Genomic DNA, 26,172 nt, shown 5'->3' on the forward strand with positions numbered 1-26,172 from the left:
TGCGGACGGGTGCGCCCGAAAGGGTGGACTCGAACGGGCCGCGCGGCGTGGCGGACGCGTTCGTCCGACGGTCCGTCAGTATCAAGGCCGGGTGCGCTGTCTCCGCCCGGCGGCCTTCCTCGCCGCCTCCCTCGTGCTCCTGCTGGCGACCGGCGGGACGGGCGTGAGCGCCGAGGCCTCCGTCCCGGCCGCCGCCGCCCTCCCGCGCATCCGGGCCGTCCGGCTCCCCGACCGGATCGGCCCGCCCCGGTTCCGCGACAACTGGAGCGGCGCGGCCTTCGACGTCTGCACCGCCCCCTCGACCGACGCCCTGCGGGCCTGGCGCGCCGCCTCCCCGTACGGGGCGGTCGGCATCTACGTCAGCGGCTCCCAGCGCGGCTGCCCCCAGCCCCGGCTCACCGCGGACTGGATCCACCAGGCGCGCTCGATGGGCTGGCGGTTCCTGCCGGTGCACGTCGGCCTCCAGGCGCCGTGCGCCGATCCGAGCCGCAAGCCCCGGCGGATCGACCCGGCCGAGGCCGCCCAGCAGGGCCGGGACGAGGCCGGCGAGGCCGTGCGCGCGATGCGCTCGCTCGGCTTCGGCCGGGGCGCCCCGGTCTACCTGGACATCGAGGCCTACCCGATGCGCGACGCCGGCTGCGGCCGGGCCGTGGTCGAGTTCACCCTCGGCTGGACCCAGGCCCTGCACGCGGCGGGCTACCGCTCCGGCTTCTACTCCAGCCTCGACTCCGGCGTCGCCGACCTGGCCGCCGCGGCCCGGGCCGGCAGCGGCCCGCTCCCGGACGCCGTCTGGTACGCCCACTGGGACGACCACGCCGACACCGCTTCCGCCGGCCCGCTCGGCCCGCAGCTCTGGGCCTCCCACCAGCGCGTCCACCAGTACCACGGCAACGTCCAGGAGACCTACGCCGGCGAGACCCTCACCGTCGACCGCGACCGGGTGGACGGCCCGACCGCCGGCTGACCGGGTACGTCCGGCCGGTCCCGTGATCCGTGCAACGGGTTCCGGATGCTGACAGCGGGCGGACGGAACGGCACAATCGGGCACGTCCACGCGCATTACCGCCCAGTAGGAAATGCCGTGGCACCGCCAGTGCCGCCAGGTCGAGGAGGACCCGTGTTCAGCACGATGCAGGACGTACCGCTCACCGTCGCCCGGATCCTGGAGCACGGGTCCACCGTCCACGCCCGTTCCACCGTCACCACCTGGGACGCGACCGGTCCGGTCGTCCGGACCTACGCCGAGGTGGGCGCGCGCGCCGCGCAGCTGGCGCACGCGCTGCGCGACGAGCTCGGGGTGACGGGCGACGACCGGGTCGCGACGCTGATGTGGAACAACGACTTCCACCTGGAGGCGTACCTCGCCGTCCCGGCGATGGGCGCCGTGCTGCACACCCTGAACCTGCGGCTGCCCGCCCAGCAGCTGTCCTTCATCATCGACCACGCCGCCGACCGCGTGATCGTCGTCAACGGCAGCGTCCTGCCGCTGCTCGCCGCCGTGCTGCCGCAGCTCGCGCCCACGCTCAAGCACATCGTGGTGGCCGGCCCCGGCGACCGCTCGGTGCTGGCCGGCTTCGCCGGCGGCGTGCACGACTACGAGGAGCTGATCGCCGACCGGCCCACCGACTTCCCGTGGCAGCGGGACATCGACGAGCGCCGGGCCGCCGTGCTCTGCTACACCTCCGGCACCACCGGGGACCCGAAGGGCGTGCTCTACAGCCACCGGTCGATCTACCTGCACTGCATGCAGGTCAACACCGGCGACAACTTCGCCTTCACCCCGCGCGACACCGCCCTGCCGGTGGTCCCGATGTTCCACGTGAACGCCTGGGGCATCCCGCACGCCGCCTTCATGTCCGGCGCCAACCTGCTGATGCCGGACCGGTTCCTCCAGCCCAAGCCGATGGCCGAGATGATCGCCGCCGTCCGTCCCACCGTCAGCGCCGCCGTCCCGACCATCTGGAGCGGCCTGCTGGACGAGCTGGACGCGGGCGACTACGACACCTCCAGCCTGCGCATGGTCGTCATCGGCGGCAGCGCCTGCCCGCCGTCGCTGATGAAGGCCTACGACGACCGCCACGGCATCCGGGTGCTGCACGCCTGGGGCATGACCGAGACCTCCCCGCTCGGCTCCTTCGCCCAGCCGCCGGGCGGCCTCACCCCCGAGGAGGAGTGGCCGTACCGGATCACCCAGGGCCTCTTCCCGGCCTCGGTCGAGGCCCGGCTGATCGGCCCGGGCGGCGAGCGGATGCCGCACGACGGCGTCTCGGCCGGCGAACTGGAGGTCCGCGGCCCGTGGATCGCCGCCGCCTACTACGGCGGCGCCGGGCAGGACCCGGTCCGCCCGGAGGACAAGTTCTCCGAGGACGGCTGGCTGCGCACCGGCGACGTGGGCACCATCACCGCCGACGGCTACCTGACCCTCACCGACCGGGCCAAGGACGTCATCAAGTCGGGCGGCGAGTGGATCTCCTCCGTCGAGCTGGAGAACGCCCTGATGGGCCACCCCGAGGTGGCCGAGGCCGCCGTGGTCGCGGTGCCGGACGAGAAGTGGGGCGAGCGCCCGCTGGCCACCGTGGTGCTGCGCCCGGGTGCCGCCGTCGGGCTCAGGGACCTGCGGGCCTTCCTGGCCGAGCGGATCGCCTCCTGGCAGCTGCCGGAGCGCTGGGCGATCGTCGAGTCCGTCCCGAAGACCTCGGTCGGCAAGTTCGACAAGAAGGTGATCCGGGCCAGCTACGCGGCCGACGAGCTGGACGTCACCACGCTCGGCAAGGAGTAGCGGACACACCGGAGGGCCGGCCCCCGTACGAACGGGGGCCGGCCCTCCGGCACGTCCGGGCTCAGCCCGCGGCGGCGACGCCCGCCTCGCCCATCGCGCCGATCCGCCCGAGCAGGTCGACGATCCGGGACTGGACGTCCTCGCTGGTGGAGCGCTCGGCGAGGAACAGCACCGTCTCGCCGGTGCGCAGCCGGGGCAGTTCGCGCGGGTCGAGGTCCACCGAGGTGTAGACCACGAGCGGGGTGCGGTGCAGCCGGTCGTTGGCGCGCAGCCAGTCCAGCAGTCCGATCCGGCGGCGGCGGATCTGGAACAGGTCCATCACCACCAGGTTGGGCTGCACGCTGCTGGCCCGGGCGACGGCGTCGTTCTCGTCCACCGCGTGCTCGACGTGCATGCCGCGCCGCTCCAGGCTGCTGATCATGGCGGCGGCGATGTCCGGGTCGCCCTCGACCAGCAGCACCCGCGGGGCGTGGTGCTCGCCGTCGCGCGGGGCCAGGGCACGCAGCAGCACGGCCGGGTCGGCGCCGTACGCGGCGTCCCGGGTGGCCTGGCCGAGGCCCGCGGTCACCAGCACCGGGACCCGGCTGTTGAGCGCCGCGGTGCGCAGCGACTGCAGCGCGGTACGGGTGATCGGGCCGGTCAGCGGGTCGACGAAGAGCGCCGCCGGGAAGGCGTTCGCCTGGGCGTCCACCTCCTCGCGGGAGCGGACGATCACCGGCAGGTAGCCGCGGGCCTGGAGCGCCTGGCCGGTGGCCGGGTCGGGCTCGGGCCAGACCAGCAGCCGGCGGGTGTTGGCCAGTTCACCGGACGCGGCCTGCGGCTGCTCGGCGTCCGGGCGGTCGCTCCGGGCGGCGGGCAGTTCGGCCAGCGCGCGCGGCGCGGCCGGTACGGGCGGCTGCGGGGCGACCGGCACCGGGGCGGCGGACGGTCGCGGCGGCGCCAGTTCGGCCAGTCCGCTGCCGACCGGGCGGGGTCCGTCCGGCTCCTCGGCGGCGGGCAGCGCGGGCCGGGCCGGCTCCAGCGCGCCGCCGGTCTGCGCAGCGGGTGCTCCGGCCGGGGCGTCGGCGCCGGGCCCGGGCGGTACGGAGAGCCGGCGGCGGCGCCCGGTCGGTGCGACGGCGGGTTCGGCCGGGGCGGGTGCCGGACCGGCGGGCAGGGCGTGTTCCAGGCCGGGGTAGACCGGGGTGTCGCCCACGCCGGGGAGCGCGAAGCCGCCCGAGGAGTCCTCGGCGGAGGGCAGGGCGCGGCGTCTGCGCGGCTTGGCCTCGCCGCCGTCCTCGGCGGCGCCGTTCGGCGGCGGTTCGACGGGAGCGGACGTGGGCGCGGATGTAGGAGCGTCGGCGGGGGCGGCGGCGGCGGGCGCCGGGCCGAGCGCCAGCGGCTCACGGCCGGCCGGCCGGCCCTGCGCCGGGCGCGCGCCCTCCACGGGTACGGCGTAGGCGGGGCCGGAGCGGCCGTCGTCCTTGCCCCAGGGGTCGCTCTGCGCCGCCTCCGGGGCGGCCGGGCCGGGGCGGCCGTAGGCGGGGTCGTTGCCGGTGCCGTTCCACTGCTCGGGGACGGCCCGCTCGACCCGGGCGGGGGCGTTCGGCCACTGGTCGGCGGGAGCGGTCGGGTCGGAGCTCCCGGAGGGTCCGGCTTCGATGGCGGGCCGGCCGCGGCGGCCGCGGCGCTCGGCCGGGGCCTCCTCGGCGGGTGCCTGCTCAGGCTCGGCGGCCTCCCGGGTGACCGGTGCGTCGCCGGGGCGGCCGGGGCCGGTCGGGGTGCCGGTGGGGGTCGGGGTGCCGGAGGCGGGGGCGGGCCGGGCGGATCCGGCGGCGTCGCCGCTGGTGGGCAGCTGCGGGATGCCCGGCAGCTCGGGCAGGACGGCGCTGTCGCCCTCCTTGGGCCGGTCCGAGCGGCCCTCGGCGGAGGCGCGTTCGGCGGCGGCCTTCGCGGCGGCCGGGTCCAGCGGCAGCTCGACCACGTAGGTGGTGCCGGCCTTGCCGGGCAGCTCGTGCGGCTGGAGCACGCCGCCGTGGCGCTCGACCACCGCGCGGGCTATCGGCAGGTGGACGGGGCTGCCGCCGACGCCGGGGCCGCGGATCTCGACCCGGGCGACCTCGCCGCGCTGGGCGGCGGCCAGGACGACGGTCGGCGGTTCGGCGGGAGCCGGCGGGGTGGGCGGGCCGCCCAGCCCGGGCACGGACAGGCCGGGGACGGACAGGCCGGGGGAGGGGGCGGTGGGGGCGTCCAGCGCGAGGCCGGTGCCGCTGACGTCGGCGACCAGGTGGGCCAGCGCCTGGGCGAGGCGCCGCTCGTCGGCGATCACCTCGACCGCGGCGGCGTGCACCGAGAAGCGCACCCGGCCGGGGCCGACCAGCTCGCCGGCCTCCTCGACGGCCCGGCGGACCACCTTGTCCAGGCCGACCGGGACCTGCTTCGCGGTCCGGCGCCCGCCCTTGCCGTCCTTGCCGTCCTTGGTCTCCTTGGTGTCCTTGCCGTCCCGGCCCTCGGCCGGTGCGCCCTCGCCGGCCTCGGAGCGCTGGTGCTCCAGCACGCCGTCGATCAGCTTGCCGAACCGGCGGCACTCGTCGGCGAGCCGGCGCAGGGTCCAGTTGGCCTCGGGCCAGAGCTGCCCGGCGGGGTCGGCGGCGAGGCGGTCCAGCCGCTGGTTCAGCGCGCTCAGCGCGCCGCCGAGCTCGTTCTCCAGGACGGCGGTGAGGTGCTCGTTGCGGGCGACCAGGGCGAGTTCGCGGCTGCGGTCGGTGAAGGTCATCACCGCGCCGACCAGTTCGTCGCCGTCCCGGACCGGGGCGGTGGTGAGGTCGACGGTGACCGGGCGGCCGTCCTTGCGCCACAGCACGGTGCCGCGCACCCGGTGCTTGCGCCCGGAGGTCAGGGTGTCCAGCAGCGCGGACTCCTCCAGCGCCAGCGGGGTGCCGTCGGCCCGGGAGTGCTGGATCAGCGGGTGCAGCTCGCGCCCGCCCAGCTCGCTCGCCCGGTACTCCAGGATGTGCGCGGCGGCCGGGTTGACCAGGACGCAGCGGCCTTCGAGGTCCACGCCGAGCACGCCCTCGGCGGCGGCCCGCAGGATCATCTCGGTCTGCTTGTGCTGGCGGCGCAGTTCGGTCTCGACGCCGAGCCGCCCGGAGAGGTCGCGGACCAGCAGCAGGAGCAGGTCGGAGGACGAGGAGGCGCGGGGGCCGTCGCGGTAGGGCTCGTAGGGGGAGCGTCCGTAGCCGTCGCCGCCGTCGGTGGCGAAGTCGTTGCCGGAGACCTCGACCGGGAAGGTCGTTCCGTCGGTGCGGTGGGCGGTCATCCGGACCGGACGGTCCAGGGCGTCGGCGTCGCGGGTGGCCGGGCGCATCGAGCCCGGGATCCGGCTGGGATCGAACTCGGGCAGCAGGCCGAGCACGCCCATGCCGACCAGCGAGGTGCCGGGCGCCTGCAGCGCCTGGACCGCTGCGCTGTTGGCGTCCACCACGGTGCCGTTGCTGTTCACCAGCAACAACGCTTCGGGCAGGGCGTCGAGTATGGCGTCGAGGCGAGCAGCGCCTCGGATCGGCCTGCTGCTCACGTCGACAGGTCTCCTCGGCTCAAGGCAGCTCCTCCGGAGTCGGCAGTATCTCATTCTTCTTTGCGGCGGGAGTGACCCGCCTAGTAACGTTGGCGGTGGTTGGTGCCGAGCCCCACGGTTGTGGCATCATCACTGACACACGGAACGGGTCCGCTCGCGCGGGTACGGTCCATGTGGGGAGGCTTCGCCTAGTCCGGTCTATGGCGCCGCACTGCTAATGCGGTTTCGGGGTTATTCCTGATCGAGGGTTCAAATCCCTCAGCCTCCGCCAGCCGGGGAGCCCCGTCGACGATCACGTCGGCGGGGCTCTTCGCATGTCCGGGGCCCGTTCGCCGGCCGGCCGGGACGGGGCCCCGGGTGGCCGTCCCGGGGTCGGATCAATCGATTTCGTCCTACGTCGCAGGTCATGTAATGTTGTCCACGCAACGCCCCGGGGGCATGGTTCACCAGGGCGAGCGCTCATAGCTCAACGGATAGAGCACTTGACTACGGATCAAGAGGTTGCAGGTTCGAATCCTGCTGAGCGCACCAGCGAGAAGCCCCCGGCCACCGGCCGGGGGCTTCTCCGTTTCCGGGCACGGTTTCCGCCGCTGAGCGGGCGCTGGTCACTCCAGGTCGGTCCGGTTGATCCAGGGCACGTCCCGGCGGTCCAGGAACCAGTCCGAGCTGGTCAGCGGCCGGGCCCGGTTGAAGGTCACCGGCGCCGGGTCGTGCCGGACCAGCTCCGGGGCGGCCCCCAGGGCGAGCAGCAGTCCGGCGAGCTCGGCGACCAGCTCCGGCGGCCCGGAGAGGTGGACCTCCCAGCCGGTGAAGTCACCCTGCCCGAGCAGCGTCTCCCGCAGCAGCGCGGTGGTCGCGCCCGGACCGGCGGGCCGGTCGGGGGCGGCGGTCAGCACCCGCAGCCGGGCCTGGCGGGTGAGCATCCGCCGCACGGTGTCCAGGTCGTACTGCCCCGCCGTCGACCGGGCGGCCAGCAGCACGGTGGCCACCCGCTCCGGCTGCCCGGCGGCGAGCTCCTCCAGCAGCGCCTTGGTCTGCCCCCAGCCGCTGCCCGCGGCGACCAGCAGCAGCGGCCGGTCCGAGGCGGGGGCGAGCACGGCCTCGCCCAGCGGCGGTCCGAGCCGCAGCAGCTCGCCGGGCATCACGTCCTCCACCAGGACCGGGCTGAGCAGCCCGCCGGGCACCCGCCGCACGTGCAGTTCCAGGCTGCCGTCCGGGCGCGGGGCGTTGGCGAGCGAGTACGGCCGCCAGACCCGGGGCCTGCGGGGGCTGCTGAGGGTGACGTACTGGCCGGCCGTGAAGGGGTACGGGCGCATCGGGGCCAGGGTGAGCACGACCAGGTCGGGCGCGGCCCGGCGGCGGCGGGCCACCTCGGCCTCCCACCAGGCGGGGTGGTGCTCCGGGAGCTCCCCGGCGGCCCCGCACATGATCCGGGCGATCACGGTGTAGGCCTCGGACCAGGCCTTCTCGGTCTCCAGTGTCCAGGAGTGGCCGGAGCACTGCCGCAGCGCGGCGATCAGGCTGGCCCCGACGGCCGGGTAGTGCTCGGGCGCGGCCTGGAACTTCCGGTGGTCGCGCCCGAGCGCCCGCAGGTACGCGGTGAGCCGCTCGGAGTCGTCCAGTTGCCGCACGATCCGGGTGAGCGCGGCGAACAGCCGGTCCCGCTGCTCGTGCAACTGGGCCGGGAAGAGCGGACGCAGGCCGGGGTTGTGGCTGAACAGGTGGGCGTAGAAGTAGGTGGTCAGGTGGTCGGCCCGGCGTTCCACGACGGCGAAGCTGGCGCGGATGACCGCGGGGTCGAAGGCCACCACGCCGCTCCCGGCTAGACCGACCGGGCTTCGGTGAGGGCCGCGCCCATGGTGTCGCCGACCACTCCGTAGACGGCGGTCCAGGCGGCCTCGGCCTCCGGGGTCCACGCGTCGCCGGCGTAGTGGGCGAGGGTGGCGAGCAGGCTCGCGCCGACCGCCGGGAAGTGCTCCACCAGCGCGCCGTACCGGGCGTGCCGCGCGCCGAGGTCGCGGAGCAGGCCGACCACGGTGTCGGTGTCCTCCAGGTGGGTGACCAGCGCGCCGAGGGCGGCGAACAGCCGGTCCTGCTGTTCGCCCAGGTGCTCGGCGAAGAGGCCGCGGACACCGGGATTGTGCTCGAACAGGTGCTGGTAGAAGTATTCGGCGACGACCGGGCCGTGGGGCTCCACCGCGGCGAAACTGCGCTTGACGAGTACGGGGTCCATAGTCACGGTGCCCGACTCTACTGAGCGGGTGGGTAATTCGAACAGAGTTCCTCGATGAATGGTCAGGTACCGGACACTGGTGTCCGTCTGATCAGCCGGAATTACCCTCTCTCCGCCATTCGGGTGGGTCCGGGCGTTCCCGGCGGGATCCATTACCGCCTAATGGATGAAATGCAGTCGTTTCGGGTACATCCCGTCCTGCCGCCCGGATGGCCGCCAATCGGGTGGGACGCGGCCAAAAGCGCAGGTGTCGGAGTATGACCGGTCCAGGATCGTGATTCCGTTTTGTCGGATCTTGTGCCCGGACTGCCCGCCGCCCCGGCAGCCGACCGTGAAGGAGAGCCGGATGAGCCGACAGTTTCCCCGCACAGCTGCCGTCCTGGCCGTTCTCACGGCCGGGGCGCTGAACGGTTGGAACGCCCCGCTCTCGGCGGCCCGGCAGGCCCCTGATTCCTGGTCGGCCGAACACCGGGCGGTGCTGCCCTCCGGACTCTCCGTCCAGTTCGACCTCACGGCCGAAACCGGAACGGCGGTCACCGCCGAGGCGGGCCGATTGGCCGATCGTTCCGGAGGGGGGCGTTCCGTCGGGTACGCGGACGGAATGCACGCCGGAGACCCGGCCCAGACCTTCCTCCTCACCCCCGACCGTCCGCAGACGGACGGTTCCTGGCGGACCGTCGGAACCCTCCGGCTGGGTTTCTCCCGGCCGGTCCGCAATCCCCGGCTGCACCTCAGCGGACTCGCCGCCGTCGCCACCGGGAATTCCGGCACCACCAGCACCGCGGCCCGACTGACCCTCACCGGCGGATCCCCCGCCGCCCCCGGCCTGATCGGGCGCACCGACTGGCCCGGCTGGACGGTCGACGGCAACGCCCTGGCACCCGCGGGCACCGACGGCTCCACCGACGCCGCCGCGGGCTCCGCCGCCGAGGGCACCCTGGAACTCACCGGGCCGGTCCGCACCGCGGTGTTCCGGATCGAGCAGCGCTCCACCCCCCGGGCCGGCAGCACCACCGCGCCGCCCGTCCTGCGGCAGGCCTACACCGTCACCGTGGACGAGGACCTCGGCACCGCGCCGCAGGCCTACGGCAACGCCTCGCACGTGCTCTCCGACCTCTTCCTGGGCGCCGACGCCACCGGCCCCGGCCACCGCGACCGCCGCCGCCCCGCCGTCACGGCCGACCGGCCGCTGGTCGAGCTCGACCACGACGCGGTCCGGCGCGGCAACCCCTTCGCGAGCCTGCCCGCCGGCCCGTCCGGCAGCCCGCCGCCGCCCAAACTCCAGCCCGGCCGCGGCGAGTACCAGGGCGCCGACCCCTCGCTCGGCTTCCCCGACGAGGCCGCCATCGGCCGGTACTACCGGGTCACCGTCCCGGTCGCGGTGGGCGACCAGCCCGCCACCCTGGCCGGCTGGATCGACTTCGACCACAGCGGCCGGTTCGACCCCGCCGACCGGGTGCAGACCGAGATCCCGGCCGGCGCCGACACCGCGACGCTGGAGTGGACCGTGCCGGCGGGCGCCGCCTCCGGCGACACCTGGGCCCGGCTGCGGATCGGCCGCGACACCAGCCAACTCGTGCCCTCCGGCGGCTTCGCCGACTCCGGGGAGGTCTCCGACCAGCGGATCAGGCTGACCGTCGGCGCCGCCCGGCCCGAGGTCGCCGAGCCGGTCGACGGCACCGTGCTGGCCGACGCCCGCCCCAGGATCAGCGGTGAGGGCGCCGTCGCCGGCGCCTCGATGGAGATCCGGGACGGCGACACCGTGCTCTGCCGGGCCAAGGTCGAGCGCAAGGGCGACTGGTCCTGCCGCCCCGGCAGCGCGCTCGCCGCCGGGCCGCACTCCCTGACCCCGGTGGAGACCACCACCGGCGGCGTGGTGCTGCGCGGCGAGCCCGCCAAGGTCACCGTGAAGACCACCCCGCCGACCGCGCCGGTGCTCACCCTCCCCGCCTACACCAATGACCCGGGGCTGCAACTCACCGGCACCGGCGAGGCCGGCAGCACCGTCTCGGTCACCGACCGGTCCGCCCCCGCGTCCGCCCCCGCGTCCACCCCCGCCTCCGCCTCCGCCTCCGCCGAACTGTGCAGCAGCGCGGTCCGCCCGGACGGCGGGTGGTCCTGCCTGCCGGTCGAGAACCTGGCCGACGGCAGCCACCAGCTCGCCCCCGTCGCCGTCGACGCGGCCGGGAACCGGACGGCCGGACAGCCGGTCGCGCTGGTCGTGGACACCGTGCCGCCGGACAAGCCGGTGCTCACCGCGCCCGCTCCCGGGGAGGTCCTGCGGGTCAGCCGGCCCAAGCTCGCCGGACGGGCCGAAGCGGGGGCGAACGTGCAGGTCGCGGCCGCTCCGACGGCGGGCGGCGACCGTACGGTGCTCTGCGGGGCCACGGCGGCGCTGGACGGGAGCTGGAGCTGCACCGCCGGCCGGGACCTGACGGACGGGGAACAGTGGCTGACCGTCACGGTCACCGACCGCGCGGGGAACGGGACTTCGGCGGATCCGGTGCGGGTGCGGGTGGCGGCTGCGGGGGTGGCGAGCCCTTCGGCGGCGAGCTCTCCGGCGGTCAGTCCTCCGGCGGTCAGTCCTCCGGCGGTCAGTCCTCCGGCGGTCAGTGCGCCGGTCGTCAGTTCTCCGGCGGTCAGTCCGTCCGCGGCCGGTCCTTCGGTGGTCGGTCCGTCAGGGGCGGTTCCGTCGGGGGCGGGTGGGGCGACGTCCGTGGCGGCGAGTGCGAGCCCGTCGGCTTCGGCTACGCCGTCGGCGGTGGTGGCGCCGACGGCCGTCGGGTCGCCGAGTCCGACCGAGGTGCCGGTGTTCCCGCCGATCCCGGTGGGGCTGCTGCCGATCGTCGTGCCGCCGGTGGCGCCGTCGGTGCTGGTGGCGCCGGCGGTGCCCCCGGTGCCGGCGCCGTCGGTGACGTCCGTTCCCGCGGTCCCGGCGGGGGTCTCGGCCGCCCCGACGTCCCCCGGCGCCTCCACCGGGTCCGGCACCTCGGCCCGTCCGCCGGTTCCGTTCGTTCCCGCCGGTCCCGCCGTCCCGGCCCCGCCGTCCGGGAGTGCGGTGCCGTCCCCGGGCGTCGGCTCGTCGAGAGCCCTGGCCGCCTCGCCCGGCGGCCGCCCGGCCCCGGTGGCCGCGTCCCCGTCGGAGGTTGCCGCCGTGCCGCTGTCGGCCGCTGACCAGGAAGGATCCAGGGCGAGCGGCACCGCTGCCCGGCCGTTGCCGGCGCCCCCGGCCGAGGGAGCGGCGGCCGCCCGGCCCCGGGAGGCCGGCCGGCACGGCCTGCTCGCCGGGGTGCTGCTGGTGCTCGCCGGAATCGGGCTGATCACCCGTCGGGTGTTCGCCCGTGGATCCGGTGCCCGACGGCGCTGACCTGCGCCGAACCGTCCCGACCACCCGACCATGTGCCTGCGCGTCAGGTCAGCTTTGGACGATTCGTCAGCAATTGTCGACACACCTCGGCTCAAATGTCGCATTTGATGACGTATGAACTTAGCCTGACTCTGGCACTGCCCGTCAGATCCGGGCCGCCCGTTGCGCGACACACCAGACCCAGAGGATCCGTGCATGGACGTCACCCGCGATTCTTCGCAGCGACCCGACCACCTGCCCAAGGCGTTCCCCCCGGCCCTGCCGGAACGTTCCGCCTCCGGCGCCAGCCCGCTGCCCAAGGTCTCGACCGTCAAGGCATCCAAGCCGGTCGGCCCGGCCGGCCCGGTCGACGGCGGTCCGGCCACGGCCCCGCTGGCGGTCGTCCCCGCGCCGTCCCCGGCCGGTCCCGTCGACCGGCGGGACCCGCTGGAGGCCGTCGCCCCGGAGACCGTCGAGCTCCCCGAGCTCGGCCCGGCCGATGCCTCCGCCGTCACCACCTCGCGCCGCCCCCCGCGGGCGGACCGGGCGCTGCGGGAGCACACCGCCGCCGTCCTGCCCGGCTGGGTCGCGCTGCTGGTGGTGCTGCTCGGCCTGGCCGCGGTGGGCTACGTGCTGCTGCGCACCGGCGTCCTCCCGCACTGGGACGGGCTGCCCGAACTGCGCAGCCCCGCCGCGCTGGCGAGCGGCCGGGCCGGGATCGACGCCCAGGACATCGCCGCGGTCAGCGCCGCCGGGCTGCTGGTGGTGCTCGCCCTGGCCGGCCTGCTGGCCAACGCGGGCGGCGAGACCCGGGTGCTGAGCCGCTGGGGCCGCTACCGGGGCACGGTGCGCAGAACCGGCCTGGTCTGGGTCAACCCGCTGCTGCGCCGCCGCCGGGTCGACGTGCGGCTGCGGCACTGGCGCAGCGAGCCGGTCAAGGTCGTCGACCGCACCGGCACCCCGATCGTGGTCCGGCTGCTGATCGTCTGGCGGGTCAAGGACACCGCGCGGGCGCTGCTTGCGATCGAGGACCACGAGGGCTACCTGCGCGAGCAGGTCCAGGCGGTGCTCACCCGCACCGCCTCCACCCTGCCGTGCGACAGCAACGCGGCGCCCGGCCCGGCGCTGCGCGACGGGCAGTGGTTCGCCGACGAGCTGACCCGGGCGCTGGCCGCCGAGGCGGCCCCGGCGGGCCTGGAGGTCTACTCGGTGCAGCCGCTGGCGCTGGACTACGCGCCCGAGGTGGCCGAGTCGATGCGCCGCCGCCGGCTGGCGGACCTGGACGCGGGCCTGCGGACCGTCCTGGTCGACGACGCGGTGGAGGCGGCGGCGCTGGCCGTCCGGCGCCTGGAGCGCGCGACCGCGCACGAACTGGACGAGGCCGCCCGCAGCGCGCTGATGGAACAGCTGCTGGTCGCCTTCGTCGCCCCGGCCGGAGTGGCCGCCTCGGTACCGCCCCCGGCCGCCCGGGCCGGGCGGAAGGAAGGACGACCCGCATGAGGATAGCCACCGGCGCGTACGCCGAACCCGGCACCGGCTCCGACGCCGATCCCGGTCTGATCGGCTTCGAGGAGCGCCTGGGCAGCATCCCCGCGATCACGGGCTGCGGCTGCCCGAACTGCGCGGCCCGGCCGCGCACCGCCCGGGACGCCGCGGTCGGCGGTGGCAGCCGAATACACCGGGCCGTGCGAAGTACCTGCCTGGCCACCACCGTGCTGGCGGGCGCCGGCGTGGTCGGCCTGACGGCCGGTGCGGGCTCCGCGCAGGCGGCGGCCGGCAAGCAGGGCTGGGACGGGTCGAAGTACTGGTTCAAGAACGGCAGCGGTCAGTGGCGTTGGACCAGCCACTACGACGTCTACGCCAGTCGCACCGGCCAGTCCGGCCAGTCCGGTTCATCCGGCTCTTCCGGTTCGTCCGGCTCGAAGACCGTCTCGAACGGCTCGGCCTCCTCCTGGGGCCCGCGCCAGGGCTGGGACGGGTCGAAGTACTGGTTCAAGAACGGCAGCGGCGAGTGGCGTTGGACCAGCCACTACGACGTCTACGCCAGTCGCACCGGCCAGTCCGGCGGCGGATCGGACCAGGGCTCCGGCGGGTCGGGCAGCCGCCCGTCCCCGGACACCACCCCGACCGCCGGGACCACCGAGGCGGCCGTCGACTACGCGCTCGCCCAGCTGGGCAAGCCGTACGTCTGGGGCGGTGACGGCCCGTCCGGCTACGACTGCTCCGGGCTGGTCCAGCAGGCCTTCCGGCGCAGCGGGATAGGCCTGCCCCGGGTGGCCGACGACCAGTACGCGGCGACCACGCCGATCAGCGCGGGCCAACTGCGCCGCGGTGACCTGGTGTTCTGGTCGGACAGCGGCCGGGCCTCGGGGATCCACCACGTGGGGATCTACCTGGGCGGCGGAAAGTTCGTCGAGGCACCCCGGCCGGGCAAGACCGTCCGGATATCGACGCTCAACTCGGGCTACTACCCGACCCACTTCGGGCGGCCGTAGCCGGGGAGCACACCGGGCCCCCGACAGCACGCCGCTGTCGGGGGCCCGGCGCGTGCTCAGGCGGAGGCGTCGGTGAGCAGGGCGGTCTGGGCGGGGGTGAGGGTGAGGGCGGCGGCGGCGAGCAGCGGGGGGAGCTGGTCGACGGTGCGGGCGCTGGCGATGGGGGCGGCGACCGTGGGGCGGGCGGCGAGCCAGGCGAGGGCGACGGTGGCGGGCTCGACGCCGTGGTCGGCGGCGACCTCGTCGAGGGCCGCCAGGACCTTGGGGCCGCGCGGCTCGGCGAGGTAGCGGGTGGCGCCCTCGGCGCGGGCGCTGTCGACGCCCGGGCCGCCCGGGCGGTACTTGCCGGTGAGGAAGCCGGAGGCGAGCGCGTAGTAGGGCACGGTGGCGAGGCCGTGCTCGGCGACCACCTCGGCCAGCGGGCCCTCGAAGGTGCCCCGGGACACCAGGTTGTAGTGGGGCTGGACCGCGACGTACCCGGCCAGGCCCTCGCGCTCGGCGAAGGACAGCGCCTCGGCGAGCCGCTCGGCGGAGATGTTGGAGGCGGCGACCGCCCGGACCTTGCCCGCGCGGACCAGCTCGTCCAGCGCCGTCACGAACTCCTCGACCGGGGTGTCGTCGTCCCGGTGGGTGTAGTAGAGGTCGATGTGGTCGACGCCCAGGCGGCGCAGCGAGCCCTCGACGGAGGACTTGATGGTGGCCGCGGCCAGGCCGGTCGCCTCGGGGTGGCTGCCGACCTTGGTGGCGATCACGATGTCGTCGCGGTTGCCCCGGCTGCGGAGCCAGTCGCCGATCACCGTCTCGGACTCGCCGCCGGTGTTGCCGGGTGCCCAGGCCGAGTAGGCGTCGGCGGTGTCGACGAAGTTGCCGCCCGCGGCGGCGTAGGCGTCGAGCACGGCGAAGGACTGCTGCTGGTCGGCGGTCCAGCCGAAGACGTTGCCGCCGAGGGAGAGCGGGTGGACGGACAGGTCGGAGGTGCCGAGGCGGACCCGGCTCTGGTTTCCGGTCATGCCCGCAGTCAACCAGGCCTGTGCGGCGGGCCATTCCGTCGGTCACACGGATTTCACGATCCGGTCGTACCGCCGTCGCACGCGCGGGTGGCGGGTTCGCCCGGAGAGGGGTCCGGGGTGTGCCTGAGGTGGGCGGATTCGTTAGAGTCCCTGCCATGGCTGACAACGACTACGACCCCGCCGGTAACACCCAGATGTTCCGGGCGTTCGTCGACGAGAGCCCGGCGCGTCCGGCACCGGGCTCCGTCTCCACCTACGGCAGCAGCAAGACCGGCGGCAGTCGCACCGGCGTGATCGCGCTGATCGCCGTCGTCGCCCTGGTCGTCCTGGGCGCCGTCGTCTGGCTGGCGGTCAAGTGACCCTCGCGCGGGTGGCCCCGGTGAGGGTCACCCGCGCGACGGGAAGTTCCGGCCTCAGCAGGGCTTGCGCCAGGCGTTGAGGTCGAGCTTCTTCTGCATCGAACTGAACCCCAGGGCTTTGGTCTTGGCGCAGAACTGGTCCGTGTCGAGCTTGTACTCGACGTGGAAGACCGCCTTGCCCGCCTTGACGAAGGGCGCGACCCGGTCGCACTCGTCGAACTGCGAGCACTCCTCGTTGACCGCGAAGTCGAAGTCCGGCAGCAGCGCGGAGATCTGGTCCAGGTCGTTCTTGAGGCCGATGGCGAGGCCGCGTTCGTGGGCGAGCTGGGCCAGCATCCGGTTGTACTTGATCTGGTCGTCCGGGGTCAGCGGGAAGCCGCTGTTCTGGTTGTAGGCCTCGATGGTGTCCGGCTCGATGGCGTCGAAGCCCTTGCTCTTGCACATGTCGAAGCGGGCCGCCATCAGCGGCCGGAGCTGGTCGAGCTTGCGGATGTCGAACCACTTCTCGCCCTTCCAGCCGGTGTCCGAGCCCTGCAGGGCCTTGGCGAAGGCCGCGGAGTCGGGGCGGAAGTCCTCCCAGGAGCCGGCGTTGATGTAGCAGATCACCTTGCGGCCCTTGGCGTGCAGCGCGGCGACCACCGAGGCGTCGTTCTCGAAGCCGTCGATGTCGTAGACCGGCACGTCCACCGACTGGTCCACGGGGCCGCCGCCGAGCTGCCACTGCCAGGTCAGGCCCGGGGTGGGCTGCCAGCGGGCGCCGGCCGCCGGCGGGGTGGTGGTGCCGGGCGGGGTGGTGCCCGGCGGGGTGCCCGGGGCGGTGGTGCCGCCCGGGGTGCCCGGGGCCGAGGTGGTGCCGGGGTCACCGGGCGTGCCGGGGGTGCTGGGTGCGGCGGTGCCGGGGGTGCTCGGCGCGGTGGCCGTGGGCGAGGCGCTCTGGGTGCCGTCGGCCGAGTCGTTGTCGTCCTCCGAGCCCGAGCTGCTGCACGAACTGACCAGCAGCGCGGTGACGGTGGCGAAGGCTATGGCGGCGGGCAGCAGCCGGGTACGGCGGTTCACGGTAGTCGAACTCCGGATCGGGTCAGGTCAGTTCAGCGGCGGTCAGGCCGTGCGGCAGGGTACGCCAGGGGTTGTCCCCGGCGCCCGGTACGGCGCAGCCGACGCCGGCTCGCCGGGCGGTGATCAGTGCGGAGGCGTCGCGGGCGGACTCGGCGGGGACGTCGTAGACCAGGTGGCAGAAGCGGGAGGCCGCGTGGCGGCCGGTCCACAGCGGCAGGGTCATGGCGCGGTACGCGTCCCAGTCGCCCTCGAAGGTGACCAGCAGGTCGGCCAGGCCGACCTCGGCGTACGCCGGGTCCGGGTGCTCGCCGTGGCCGAACACCACGGTGCCGCAGCCGGCCGCCCGGGCCGCCGTGGCGAGGCGGCGGTAGTGCGCCAGCGCGCCCGGGTGGGTGGCGACCTGGTCGAGGTACACGCCGGTGATGCCGTGGCGCTGACGGTACGTCAGGATGTCGGCGACCACGGCGGCGTGCGGCCGGCGGCCGTAGTCGGTGTCGGCGTAGCCGACCAACGGCAGCCCGGCGGCGCGGAGTTCCTCGGCGGCATCGGCGAAGACGTGGTCCGGGACCTCGCCCGGACCGTCCGCGAGGTTGAGCACCACGGCGGCGATCCGGGCGGGGTCGGCGGCGGCGACCGCCCGCCAGGCCGCCGGGTCCACCGCGGGGTGGACGTACAGCGGCACCAGCAGGCGGCCGTCGGGGGTGGTCCCGGAGGTCATGCGACCACCGGGGTCGGCGTCGGCTCGGCGGTGCTGAGCCAGAGGTCGCGCAGGGTGTCGGCGAGCCCGGTCTCCGGGTGCCAGCCGAGTTCCCGGGCGGCGGCCGACACGTCGGCCTGCTGCCAGGAGACCGCGGCCGAGCGCTCGGAACCCGCCCCGCTCTCGTCGATCCGGCCGGTGAAGCCGGACGCCGCGACCAGGCCCTCGGCGATCGCCCGGACCCGCTGGGCCCGGCCGGAGGCGAGGTTGAGCACCCGGGGCAGCGGGCCCTCGGCGGTGACGGCGAGGCCGACCGCCCGGGCGATGTCCCGGGCGTCCACGAAGTCCCGGTAGGCGGAGAGGTCCCCGACCGTGACCACGGCGTCGGCGCCCTCGGGCGCCGCCCGGCGCAGTTCGGCCGCCAGCCGGCCGGGCAGCGAGCCCGCCGGGGCGCCCGGGCCGACCGGGTTGAACACCCGCAGCACCACCGCGTCCAGCGGCGAGCCGGCCACCGCGAGGGAGCCGGCCAGCTTGGTCGCGCCGTACACGCCCACCGGACGGGCGTCGGCCTGCTCGGAGAGCGACTCGCCCTCCGCGCAGACGCCGTACTCGCCGGCCGAACCGACGTGCACCAGGCGGGCCTTCGGGGCGCCCAGGGCGAGCGCCTCGCAGAGCACCGCCGGTCCGCGGGCGTTCACCTCGGCGAGCTTGACCGCGCTGCCGGCCACCGCGCCGGCGAAGTTGACCACCACGTCGGGGGCCAGCGCGGCCAGTTCCTCGCCGAGCGGGCCGGCCTGGGCGCTGCCCAGGTCCAGCCGGAGGTCGTGGGCGGGCCGCCGGCCCGCGGTCAGCACGGTGGCCCCGGGCAGTGACCGCAGGACGTCGGTGGCGTGACGGCCCAGGAAGCCGTCGCCGCCGAGCAGCAGGATTCTCACGCGGCCCGTCCGTCGCTCTCGGCGCCCGCGGCGGCGGGCTGCTCGGCCGTGTCGTCCGGGGCGGTGCGGGCGGCCGGGACCGGCAGTTCCGCGACGCCCGGCGCGGTGCCGGCCGACTCGAAGGGCATCAGGACCGGGCGGATCGAGGAGAACTCGGCGTTCGCCCGGTCGTAGTCGTCCGGGCGGCCGATGTCCAGCCAGTAGCCGCCGAAGTCGTACGCGGCCGGCGGGGTGTCGGCGGCCAGCAGGTCGAGCACCAGCTCGTCGAAGCCCAGCGGCAGGCCCGGGGTGTACTTGGCGAGCGCGGAGCGGGAGACGCCGTACACGCCCATCGAGACCCGGTAGTCGATGCTGGGCTTCTCCTGGAAGCCGGTGATGGTGCCGGACTCGGCGGTCAGCACACCGAAGTCGATCTTCACCTGACGGGCGTAGGTGGCGATGGTCAGCGGGGCGCCGGACGTCTCGTGGTGCTTGAGCACCCCGGCGAAGTCCAGGTCGGTGAGGATGTCGCCGTTCATCACCAGGAAGTGCTCGGGTAGGCGGTCCTGCATGGTGAGCAGCGGGCCCATGGTGCCGAGCGGGCTGTCCTCGACGGCGTAGCCGACCCGCAGGCCCCACTGGGACCCGTTGCCGACGTAGGCGCGGATGATGTGGCCGAGGTGGCCGATGGCCAGGGTGACGGTCTTGAAGCCCGAGGCGGCGAGCTGGCGCATCACGATCTCCAGGATCGCGTGCTGGTCGCCGATCGGGACGAGCGGCTTGGGAAGCGCGGTGGTGTAGGGGCGGAGTCGAACGCCCTTACCGCCGGCCAGGATCACTGCGTGCATGGTGTTTCCCCCACGGAAAGGATGTGCAGGCCACGAACCTTGGTAACCAGGACGAGCATGATCGTTACGACGGTCAGACGTTGTAGATGTCGGTCTTGTAGCGGGCCAGGTTGGCCGGGTCGCGGAAGAACTCGATGGTCTGCTCCAGGCCCTGCTCCAGCGTGAACTGCGGCGCCCAGCCGGTGGCCGTGCGCAGCCGGGTGGCGTCCGCGACCAGGCGCATGACCTCGGAGTTGGTCGGACGGATGCGCTGCTCGTCCTCCTTCACCACCAGGTCCACGCCCATCAGCTTGCCGACCAGGGTGACCAGGTCGCCGACCGAGATCTCGCCGCCGGTACCGGCGTTGAAGGTCCGGCCGACCACGGTCTCGGCGGCCGCGGTGCCCACCGTGCGGAAGGCGTTGGCGGTGTCCTTGACGAACATGAAGTCGCGGGTCGGGCGCAGGTCGCCGAGGGTGATCTCGGTCTGGCCGGCCGCGACCTGGGCGATCACGGTCGGGATGACGGCGCGCATCGACTGCCGCGGGCCGAAGGTGTTGAACGGGCGCAGGGTGACGACCGGGGTCTCGAAGCTGGCGTGGTAGCTGTCGGCCAGCCGGTCCCCGCCGGCCTTGGAGGCGGCGTACGGGGACTGGGTGTTGATCGGGTGGTCCTCGGTGATCGGCACGGTCTGCGCGGTGCCGTAGGTCTCGCTGGTGGAGGTGTGCACCAGGCGCGGGATCTCCAGGTGGCGCACGGCCTCCAGGACGTTCAGGGTGCCGGTGACGTTGGTGTCCACGTACGAGTGGGGGGCGCTGTAGGAGTACGGGATCGCGATCAGGGCGGCCAGGTGGTAGACCGCCTCGGTGCCCTTGACCAGGCCGTTGACCGAGCCCGGGTCCCGGACGTCGCCGAGGACGATCTCGACCGAGTCCAGCACCTCCGGCGCCAGGGTCTCCAGCCAGCCGAAGGAGGAGAAGGAGTTGTACTGGACCATCGCGCGGACGTGGTGCCCGTCGGCGACCAGGGTCTCGACGAGGTGGGAGCCGATGAAGCCCTCGGCTCCGGTAACCGCGACGCTGCTCATGCGTTTTCGCTTTCTCGTTTTCGGGAGCGGCCGGACGTCTGAGCACGACCGGCCGGTGGTGCCTCGGAAGAGGCGGATTATCAGCGGTGTTGGGTGGTGCGGCCGAGCGCGGGCCCGGCGGTTGCGGTGAGGACGAGGGCGGCCGCCCCGCAGCCGATCAGCTGCAGGACGATCGGGTCCGCACCGGTCAGCAGCCCGACGCTCTCGGCGATCGCGGCGGCCAGACAGATGAGGGCGGTGCTCCAGCTGAACCCGAAGGCGTTCAGCAGCAGCGCCAGCCAGAGCGAGCCGCCCAGGAGCAGCATCGCGCCGAGCTGCGGCACGCCGAGCGACGGGGCGCCCGGCCACAGCACGGTCGCGGCGGCGTCCAGCGCGGCCACGGTGGTGAGGTAGATGAACAGGCAGCCGAGCAGGATCCCGCCGGTGCGGCGGGTGAACTGCCCGGTGGTGTGGCTGGTGCGCAGCGCGGCCACGGCCATCGCCCGGTAGCGGAACAGCAGCCACTCGGCGAGGCCCAGGCTGAGCGTCAGGGCGATCATGGCCGGGCCGGTCGGGGTGGTCCGCACCTCGTGCACGGCGTGCGCGCCCTGGGCCGCGGCGTGCACCGCGGGGCCGGCGGTCCGGACGGCCTGGTGGATGGTCTCGCCGAGCCCGGCGATCAGCGTCAGCGCACCGCAGGCCAGGCCGAACAGCAGGTGCGGGACCTCCTGGCGGATCGGCAGCCTCAGCTCCACGCCGTCCCGTTCGCCGCCGCGGGCCGCGACCAGCAGCTCCCGGACGGCCAGGCCGACCGCGAGCACCACCGAGGCGAGCAGCACGACCGTCCGGACCAGCTCCGGGACGTCGACCGCCAGCACCACGCCCGCGCCGACCGAGGCCGGGGCGAGCGCGAGCAGCAGGAACTTCTCCCGCCCGAGCACCAGCAGCGCGGTGGCGGCCGCCAGGTAGCAGGACTGGCCCGCGGCGAACCACAGGGCACCGAGCGGACCGCCGACCACGTACGCGGACGCGGCGGCCAGCAGCGCGCCGACCGGCGCGCCGACGGCCAGGCAGACCGCGGCGTCCCGGCGGCGCAGCCGGCTCAGCCAGCGGTACGCGCGGTGCGCCAGGGCCTGGTTGAAGCCCCAGCTGACCAGCGTGGCGATGGACAGCGCGAGCATGCCCGAGGGCAGGCCGAAGCGCATCCGGGTGGTGGCGAACAGGTTGGCACCGAGCAGGTAGCCGAGCCCGGGCAGGGCGAACACCAGGCCGCGCACCACGCAGCGCCAGGGATCGGCCCGCCAGGGGTTGGCGAACTCGGAGCTCGGGCCGGGGTAGCGGCGCTCGACCTTCTCGAACAGCTCCTCGGCGACGGTGAACGCGTCGGGGCGGCCGTACAGCAGCGCGGCCTGCTCGTCGGAGAGGCCGTCGGACTCCAGGAAGGCCGCGATCTCGTACGGGTGGACGGCGTCGGCGCAGACGTCGCGCAGGCGCTCGGCCAGTTCGTCCAGCGGGTCGTCGGAGAGGCCGAGCTGCTCGGCGGGGTCGGGCTCGGCCGACGGTGCGGGGCGGCGGAGCTTCAACGGCAGGGTGCGCAGCTGCATCGTCCGCTCCGCGCCGCCCTCGTCGGGGACCAGGCGAATGGGACCGCTCATGCGCCCACCTCGCGGAACGCGCACCTGCTGACGGTTCGCTCGTTCACGCGCCCACCTCGCTGGGCTCGGGGCGGGCGGCGGCCAGCTGCTGGTCCCAGTCCGGGCTGGGGACGGCGTCGGTGACGGCGACCATGCCGCCGGGCATCCAGCGGGCGGTGCCCAGGAGTTCGGTGTAGATGCCCCGGAAGCCGTCGATGTTCTGGCGGAGCGTGAACTGCTCGATGACCCGCAGTCGGGCGCCCTCGCCGAGCCGGGCGCGCCGCGCGGGGTCGCGCAGCAGCTCGATCGCGGCGGCCGCCATCGGCTCGGGCTCGCGCGGCGGGACGACCAGTCCGGTGTCGCCGACCGCCTCGCGCACGCCGCCGACGTCGGTGGAGACGGTGGCGCGGCCGCAGGACATGGCCTCGATCAGGGTGAACGGGAAGCCCTCGCTGATGCTGGAGAGCATCACCACGTTGCCCGCCGCGTACGCGTCGGTGATGTCGGCGACGCGGCCCTCGAAGGCCACCGAGTCGGCGATGCCGAGCTCGGCGGCCAGGGCTATGCAGCCGTCCCGGTACGCCTCGCCGCCCTTGGGGGTGCCCCCGAAGAGCCGCAGCCGCGCCTCGGGGATCTCCTGGTGGACGATGGCGAAGGCCCGGATCAGCGTCTCCAGGTCCTTGATCGGGTCGACCCGGCCGGCCCAGCTGAGGGTCGGCGTCTCGGGTTCCGGTCCGGCGGGCGGGAAGGCGGCCGGGTCCACGCCGTTGTAGACGGTGCGGATGTGGTGGGACGGGGTGCCGCCGCGCTCCTCCCAGCGCCGGTTGTACCGGTTGCCGGGGGTGACCAGCGCGGCCTGCCGGTAGCTCTCCTCGGCGAGCATCCGGTAGAAGCCGAGCAGCAGGGCCTTGACCGGCCAGCGGTACGGGCCGGTGCGGTAGCCGAGGTAGCGCTCGCGCAGGTAGATGCCGTGCTCGGTGAGCAGGAACGGTACGCCGTACTGCTGGGCGGCGATCAGCCCGGGCAGGGTGGCGAGTCCGCCGCTGGCCGCGTGGGCGACGCCGTCGGTGGGCGGGTCGACCGAGAGCGGCCGCAGCGCGTGCTCCAGGAGGTCGGTGGCGTTCAACGCGTCGTGCAGGGTGGGCCGGGAGACCGCGGTGGGCAGGTAGTCGCGGGTCCACACGTGCTGGAGGGTGCGCAGGGCGCGCTCGCTGCGCAGCGCCGGGCTGAGCAGCCCGCGCCGGGCGAGGTCGGCGAAGCCGTACAGCTCGGTGCCGAAGTGGGTGGTGTAGACCGGGTCGAGGATGGAGTGCAGGAAGCGCTCGTACGCGTTGAGGAAGCGGCGCATCTCCTTGCCGCGCGGCGCCCGGGCCTCGGAGGCCGGGCCCCACAGCGGTGCGGTGGTGACCGACCGTACGTTGGCGGGCAGCTCCCAGGCCAGCGGTTCCTGGCCGGTTCCGGTGACGGCGATGACGTCGAAGTCGACGTCCGGCATGCCCTGGACGAGCTGGTCGCACCAGACGCTCACGCCGCCGTGCTGGTGCGGGTACGTCCCCTCGGTGAGCAGGGTGACGCGCATCTCCTGTCCCCCCTCCTGTTCTTGCGTCGGTTGTCCGGCCTGGGTGGCCGGAGCGGGAGCCGTGGCGGGGCCGGGCCGGGCGACCGGCCCGACCCCGCCACGGGGTGCTACGGATTACCGGTTGCCGGGGCGTCCGGTGGTGGTGGTGCCGTGCGAGGCCGTCCCCCCAGAGGCCTTGCCGGAGCCGTTCTGGCCGTTACCGGCCGGGGCACCGTTGCCCTGGGTCTTCGCGCCCTGGACGACGTCCTTGCCGGGCACCGGGGTGCCGCTGCCGGGGACGAGGGACTGGGCGGGCTTGCGGGTGACGTCGCCCGGGCCGGCCGGGACCGGGGTGGCGACGCCCTGCGGCACGACCTTCTTGTCCGTCGGCGCCGGTGCCGGGACGGACTTGGCGGCCACGTTCGGGGCGACGGCGGCCGGGGCGGCCGGCGCACTGCCGGACGGGAGCTGCAGGGTGATGCCGCTCTGCAGGGCGCCCGGGGACGCCCAACCGGAGAGCGTACCGGCGTAGGACGAACCGAAGGCGGCCGTTCCGATGGCCATCTTCTGAGCAGTTCCGGTCGGCATGGTGGCCTGGACCTGAACACCGGCGGGCGCGTTGACCGTGACGGTGTTGCCGATCTTGTAGGCGGTGACCTGGCCGGCGGCGACCGCCTTGTCCCAGGCCGCGCGCTTCTGGAACTCCTGGCCGATCTCGCGCTCGCCGAGGTTCACGATCGGGGCGTTGTCGGCGTACAGCGAGCGGTAGGTGCCGAGGATCTTCTCCAGCACCGGGTACAGGATGCGGTCCTCGGAGAGGTTCGACTGGTGCACGAAGTGCGGGCGCGGGTCGTTGCTCAGCACGTGGCCGAGGTCGATCCGGGCCTCCAGCGGCACGATGTACGACTGGTAGCCGGTGGTGGTGTCCAGCGGCGCGGGCAGGCAGGTGGAGTTGGCGTTGTTCTCGCAGACGCCGCTGCCGCCGTTGGCCTTGCTGGTGTAGATCCAGTTGTACTCGTCGGCCTCCTCCTTCGCCGAACCGGCGTTGTAGAAGACGTTCATCGGGTACCGCGGCACGGTCAGCGTGGACGAGCCGACGGCCCGCTGGGCGGGCTCGCGGGAGGCGTCGCTGCCGGTGAACTTGATGCCGTTGGCGACCAGCGCCGGCGCCAGGTTCGGGTTGTCGCTGGTCTCCTGCGGGGCGGTGAGCAGACCGGAGTGCTCACCGGTGACGAGCACCTGCGGGTCGACCTTGAGGCCGTTGGCGGCGGCCCAGTCGAAGTTCTGCTTGATCTGGGTGGAGATGGTGTTCTGGTCGGTCCAGACCGTGTTGCCGGACGCGTCCTTGGTGCACTTCCACGGGACCACCGAGACGTCCTGCACGCAGCCCAGGTAGGGGTGGGTGTAGGTGTGGTTGACCCAGCGGTAGCTGGTCTGGTCGGTGATCATCTGGGTGGCGGTCGGGTCCACCGTGGTCTGGTGGTCGGACTTCCAGTCCTCGCTGCCGCCACCGTTGAACACCATGTCCAGGGTGAAGTTGTTGGCGGTCTGCCACTGCTTGAGGTACTGCGCGTCGGCGGGGGTCATCCGGATCGGGTTGGCGGTGTCCGGGGTGCCGGGCGGGCAGGTGACGTCGCCGGGGGTGCACTTGAGCGCGGTGTCCCAGCGGTCGTCGGCCAGGAACACGTCGTCGACGTGGGTGGCGAAGTAGTTGCGGTCGTAACCGAGGTGGACGCCCTGGGTGATCCAGTCGACCATGCCGCGGGCCAGCAGCCGGTACTGCTGCTGGTACTGGTTGTAGACGAAGGTGACGACCAGTTCCTTGCGGCCGTCGTGGGTGTACTCACCGACCAGCGAACCGCGGCTGGTCGAGTCGGGTATCGCCGCGTCGACCAGCGGGACGAAGGAGGCGCCGGACGGCAGGTTGGCGAGCGGGGTCGCCAGGTAGCCGTAGCTCTCGCTGACCTTCGGGTCGTTGTCCTCGAACGGGACGCTGCCCTTGAGGTACCCGAACGGGCCCGAAGTTCCGGCCGTGGTGGTGGCGGCCTGGAATCCGTCGAGGGTCCCGACGAATCCCGGATTCTGGGCGTAGTTCAGGCCGACGGCCGGGCTGGCCCAGGTGTAGGCGTCGATCTGCCGGACGTTGAAAGCCGCTTCGTAGGTGGCGATCGCGGTCATCTCGGCGGCGCTGTTCGGGAAGGGGTTTTCGTTGGGCAGCACGATGCCCTGGTACTTGCCCCGGGGGAGCCCGTTCACCGTGTCGCTCAGGAAAGCGGCGTTGATGACGGGGCGGTTGGTGTCATTGAGGCTGACGACCTTGTAGGGCGTGCCCTGGCTCTTGAGCTCGGCGGTGATCGCGGCGACCGACGGGCCTCCGTCGTCGATGACCAGGATCGTGAGGTCGATCCTGGGCGGCGTGGTGTCGCCGTGGGCCAGGGTGGTCTGCAGGCCGCTGGCCAGCAGAACTGCCGCTGCGCAAGCGGCGACTCTTCGGGTCGCTCGACCCATGTCTGATCCTCCCCTTGGGTCAGGCGCCGCGCTGCTTCGGCGCTCGCCTGCCCGTGTAGCTGTTCGCGGGCAGCAGGCTGCCCGGCGCCCATCCTGGTCGAGGGTCGGCAGTCCGGGGGACCAATTGGGCGATA

General features: G+C 74.2%; 17 protein-coding genes, 2 tRNA genes and 1 pseudogene. 8 read left to right on the forward strand and 12 right to left on the reverse strand.

Going from position 1 to position 26,172, the window contains the following annotated elements; all coding sequences use genetic code 11:
• Positions 1-91 precede the first annotated feature (91 nt).
• On the forward strand, positions 92-964 hold the full coding sequence (locus ACFXOZ_RS17855) for a DUF1906 domain-containing protein (protein WP_380523404.1): 873 nt from the start codon (positions 92-94) through the stop codon (positions 962-964).
• A gap of 153 nt (positions 965-1,117) precedes the next feature.
• Complete coding sequence (locus ACFXOZ_RS17860; protein ID WP_380523405.1) at positions 1,118-2,779, forward strand: long-chain fatty acid--CoA ligase; 1,662 nt, start codon at positions 1,118-1,120, stop codon at positions 2,777-2,779.
• 61 nt (positions 2,780-2,840) lie between these two features.
• Here the strand turns inward: ACFXOZ_RS17860 and ACFXOZ_RS17865 are convergent, their stop codons facing one another.
• Positions 2,841-6,335: a PAS domain-containing protein gene (locus tag ACFXOZ_RS17865; RefSeq protein ID WP_380591326.1), complete on the reverse strand. Its 3,495-nt coding sequence runs from the start codon at positions 6,333-6,335 to the stop codon at positions 2,841-2,843.
• A 177-nt stretch (positions 6,336-6,512) separates the two neighbouring features.
• Here ACFXOZ_RS17865 and ACFXOZ_RS17870 point away from each other — a divergent pair.
• Both ACFXOZ_RS17870 and ACFXOZ_RS17875 read left to right on the forward strand, forming a co-directional pair.
• Positions 6,513-6,606 (forward strand) — tRNA-Ser (locus ACFXOZ_RS17870).
• 184 nt (positions 6,607-6,790) lie between these two features.
• A tRNA-Arg gene (locus ACFXOZ_RS17875) sits at positions 6,791-6,866 on the forward strand.
• A gap of 74 nt (positions 6,867-6,940) precedes the next feature.
• Here the strand turns inward: ACFXOZ_RS17875 and ACFXOZ_RS17880 are convergent.
• Both ACFXOZ_RS17880 and ACFXOZ_RS17885 read right to left on the reverse strand, forming a co-directional pair.
• On the reverse strand, positions 6,941-8,143 hold the full coding sequence (locus ACFXOZ_RS17880; protein WP_380591329.1) for a globin domain-containing protein: 1,203 nt from the start codon (positions 8,141-8,143) through the stop codon (positions 6,941-6,943).
• Between the two features lie 14 nt (positions 8,144-8,157).
• Positions 8,158-8,568: a globin domain-containing protein gene (locus ACFXOZ_RS17885; protein WP_380591403.1), complete on the reverse strand. Its 411-nt coding sequence runs from the start codon at positions 8,566-8,568 to the stop codon at positions 8,158-8,160.
• A 346-nt stretch (positions 8,569-8,914) separates the two neighbouring features.
• Between ACFXOZ_RS17885 and ACFXOZ_RS17890 the strand changes: the two genes are divergently transcribed.
• From ACFXOZ_RS17890 to ACFXOZ_RS17900, 3 genes are all read left to right on the forward strand, one after another.
• Positions 8,915-11,935: an Ig-like domain-containing protein gene (locus ACFXOZ_RS17890; RefSeq protein WP_380591332.1), complete on the forward strand. Its 3,021-nt coding sequence runs from the start codon at positions 8,915-8,917 to the stop codon at positions 11,933-11,935.
• Positions 11,936-12,130: 195 nt separating this feature from the next.
• Positions 12,131-13,414, forward strand: coding sequence for an SPFH domain-containing protein (locus ACFXOZ_RS17895; RefSeq protein ID WP_380591335.1), 1,284 nt, complete (start codon positions 12,131-12,133; stop codon positions 13,412-13,414).
• On the forward strand, positions 13,411-14,409 hold the full coding sequence (locus ACFXOZ_RS17900) for a C40 family peptidase (RefSeq protein WP_380591338.1): 999 nt from the start codon (positions 13,411-13,413) through the stop codon (positions 14,407-14,409). The genes ACFXOZ_RS17895 and ACFXOZ_RS17900 overlap by 4 nt, the downstream gene beginning before the upstream one ends.
• Before the next feature lie 56 nt (positions 14,410-14,465).
• On the opposite strand, the gene ACFXOZ_RS17905 is transcribed toward ACFXOZ_RS17900, so the two are convergent.
• Entirely contained in the window at positions 14,466-15,419 is a 954-nt protein-coding gene (locus tag ACFXOZ_RS17905; RefSeq protein WP_380523412.1) for an aldo/keto reductase, read from the reverse strand.
• 155 nt (positions 15,420-15,574) lie between these two features.
• Between ACFXOZ_RS17905 and ACFXOZ_RS17910 the strand changes: the two genes are divergently transcribed.
• Positions 15,575-15,778: a hypothetical protein gene (locus ACFXOZ_RS17910; protein WP_375882615.1), complete on the forward strand. Its 204-nt coding sequence runs from the start codon at positions 15,575-15,577 to the stop codon at positions 15,776-15,778.
• A 54-nt stretch (positions 15,779-15,832) separates the two neighbouring features.
• On the opposite strand, the gene ACFXOZ_RS17915 is transcribed toward ACFXOZ_RS17910, so the two are convergent.
• The 8 genes and pseudogenes from ACFXOZ_RS17915 to ACFXOZ_RS17950 form a co-directional block, all read right to left on the reverse strand.
• The gene (locus tag ACFXOZ_RS17915; RefSeq protein WP_380523413.1) at positions 15,833-16,834 is read right to left on the reverse strand and encodes an endo alpha-1,4 polygalactosaminidase; all 1,002 of its coding nucleotides are present in this window, start codon (positions 16,832-16,834) and stop codon (positions 15,833-15,835) included.
• 22 nt (positions 16,835-16,856) lie between these two features.
• Positions 16,857-17,552, reverse strand: a complete 696-nt coding sequence (locus tag ACFXOZ_RS17920; protein WP_375882610.1) for a spherulation-specific family 4 protein — start codon at positions 17,550-17,552, stop codon at positions 16,857-16,859.
• The gene (locus tag ACFXOZ_RS17925; protein WP_380523414.1) at positions 17,549-18,466 is read right to left on the reverse strand and encodes an NAD-dependent epimerase/dehydratase family protein; all 918 of its coding nucleotides are present in this window, start codon (positions 18,464-18,466) and stop codon (positions 17,549-17,551) included. The genes ACFXOZ_RS17920 and ACFXOZ_RS17925 overlap by 4 nt, the downstream gene beginning before the upstream one ends.
• A 125-nt stretch (positions 18,467-18,591) precedes the next feature.
• Positions 18,592-19,293, reverse strand: a pseudogene (locus ACFXOZ_RS17930) (NDP-sugar synthase); the annotation flags it as partial.
• A 73-nt stretch (positions 19,294-19,366) separates the two neighbouring features.
• Positions 19,367-20,359, reverse strand: coding sequence for an SDR family NAD(P)-dependent oxidoreductase (locus ACFXOZ_RS17935; RefSeq protein ID WP_375882606.1), 993 nt, complete (start codon positions 20,357-20,359; stop codon positions 19,367-19,369).
• Between the two features lie 80 nt (positions 20,360-20,439).
• A complete protein-coding gene (locus ACFXOZ_RS17940; protein ID WP_375882604.1) occupies positions 20,440-21,993 on the reverse strand; it encodes a hypothetical protein in 1,554 nt (517 codons plus the stop codon).
• A 43-nt stretch (positions 21,994-22,036) separates the two neighbouring features.
• On the reverse strand, positions 22,037-23,551 hold the full coding sequence (gene pelF, locus ACFXOZ_RS17945; protein WP_375882602.1) for a GT4 family glycosyltransferase PelF: 1,515 nt from the start codon (positions 23,549-23,551) through the stop codon (positions 22,037-22,039).
• A gap of 114 nt (positions 23,552-23,665) precedes the next feature.
• Positions 23,666-26,038, reverse strand: a complete 2,373-nt coding sequence (locus tag ACFXOZ_RS17950; RefSeq protein WP_380591341.1) for a hypothetical protein — start codon at positions 26,036-26,038, stop codon at positions 23,666-23,668.
• Positions 26,039-26,172 lie beyond the last annotated feature (134 nt).

It is taken from the genome of Kitasatospora sp. NPDC059160 (assembly GCF_042755465.1).
Classification (GTDB): domain Bacteria; phylum Actinomycetota; class Actinomycetes; order Streptomycetales; family Streptomycetaceae; genus Kitasatospora.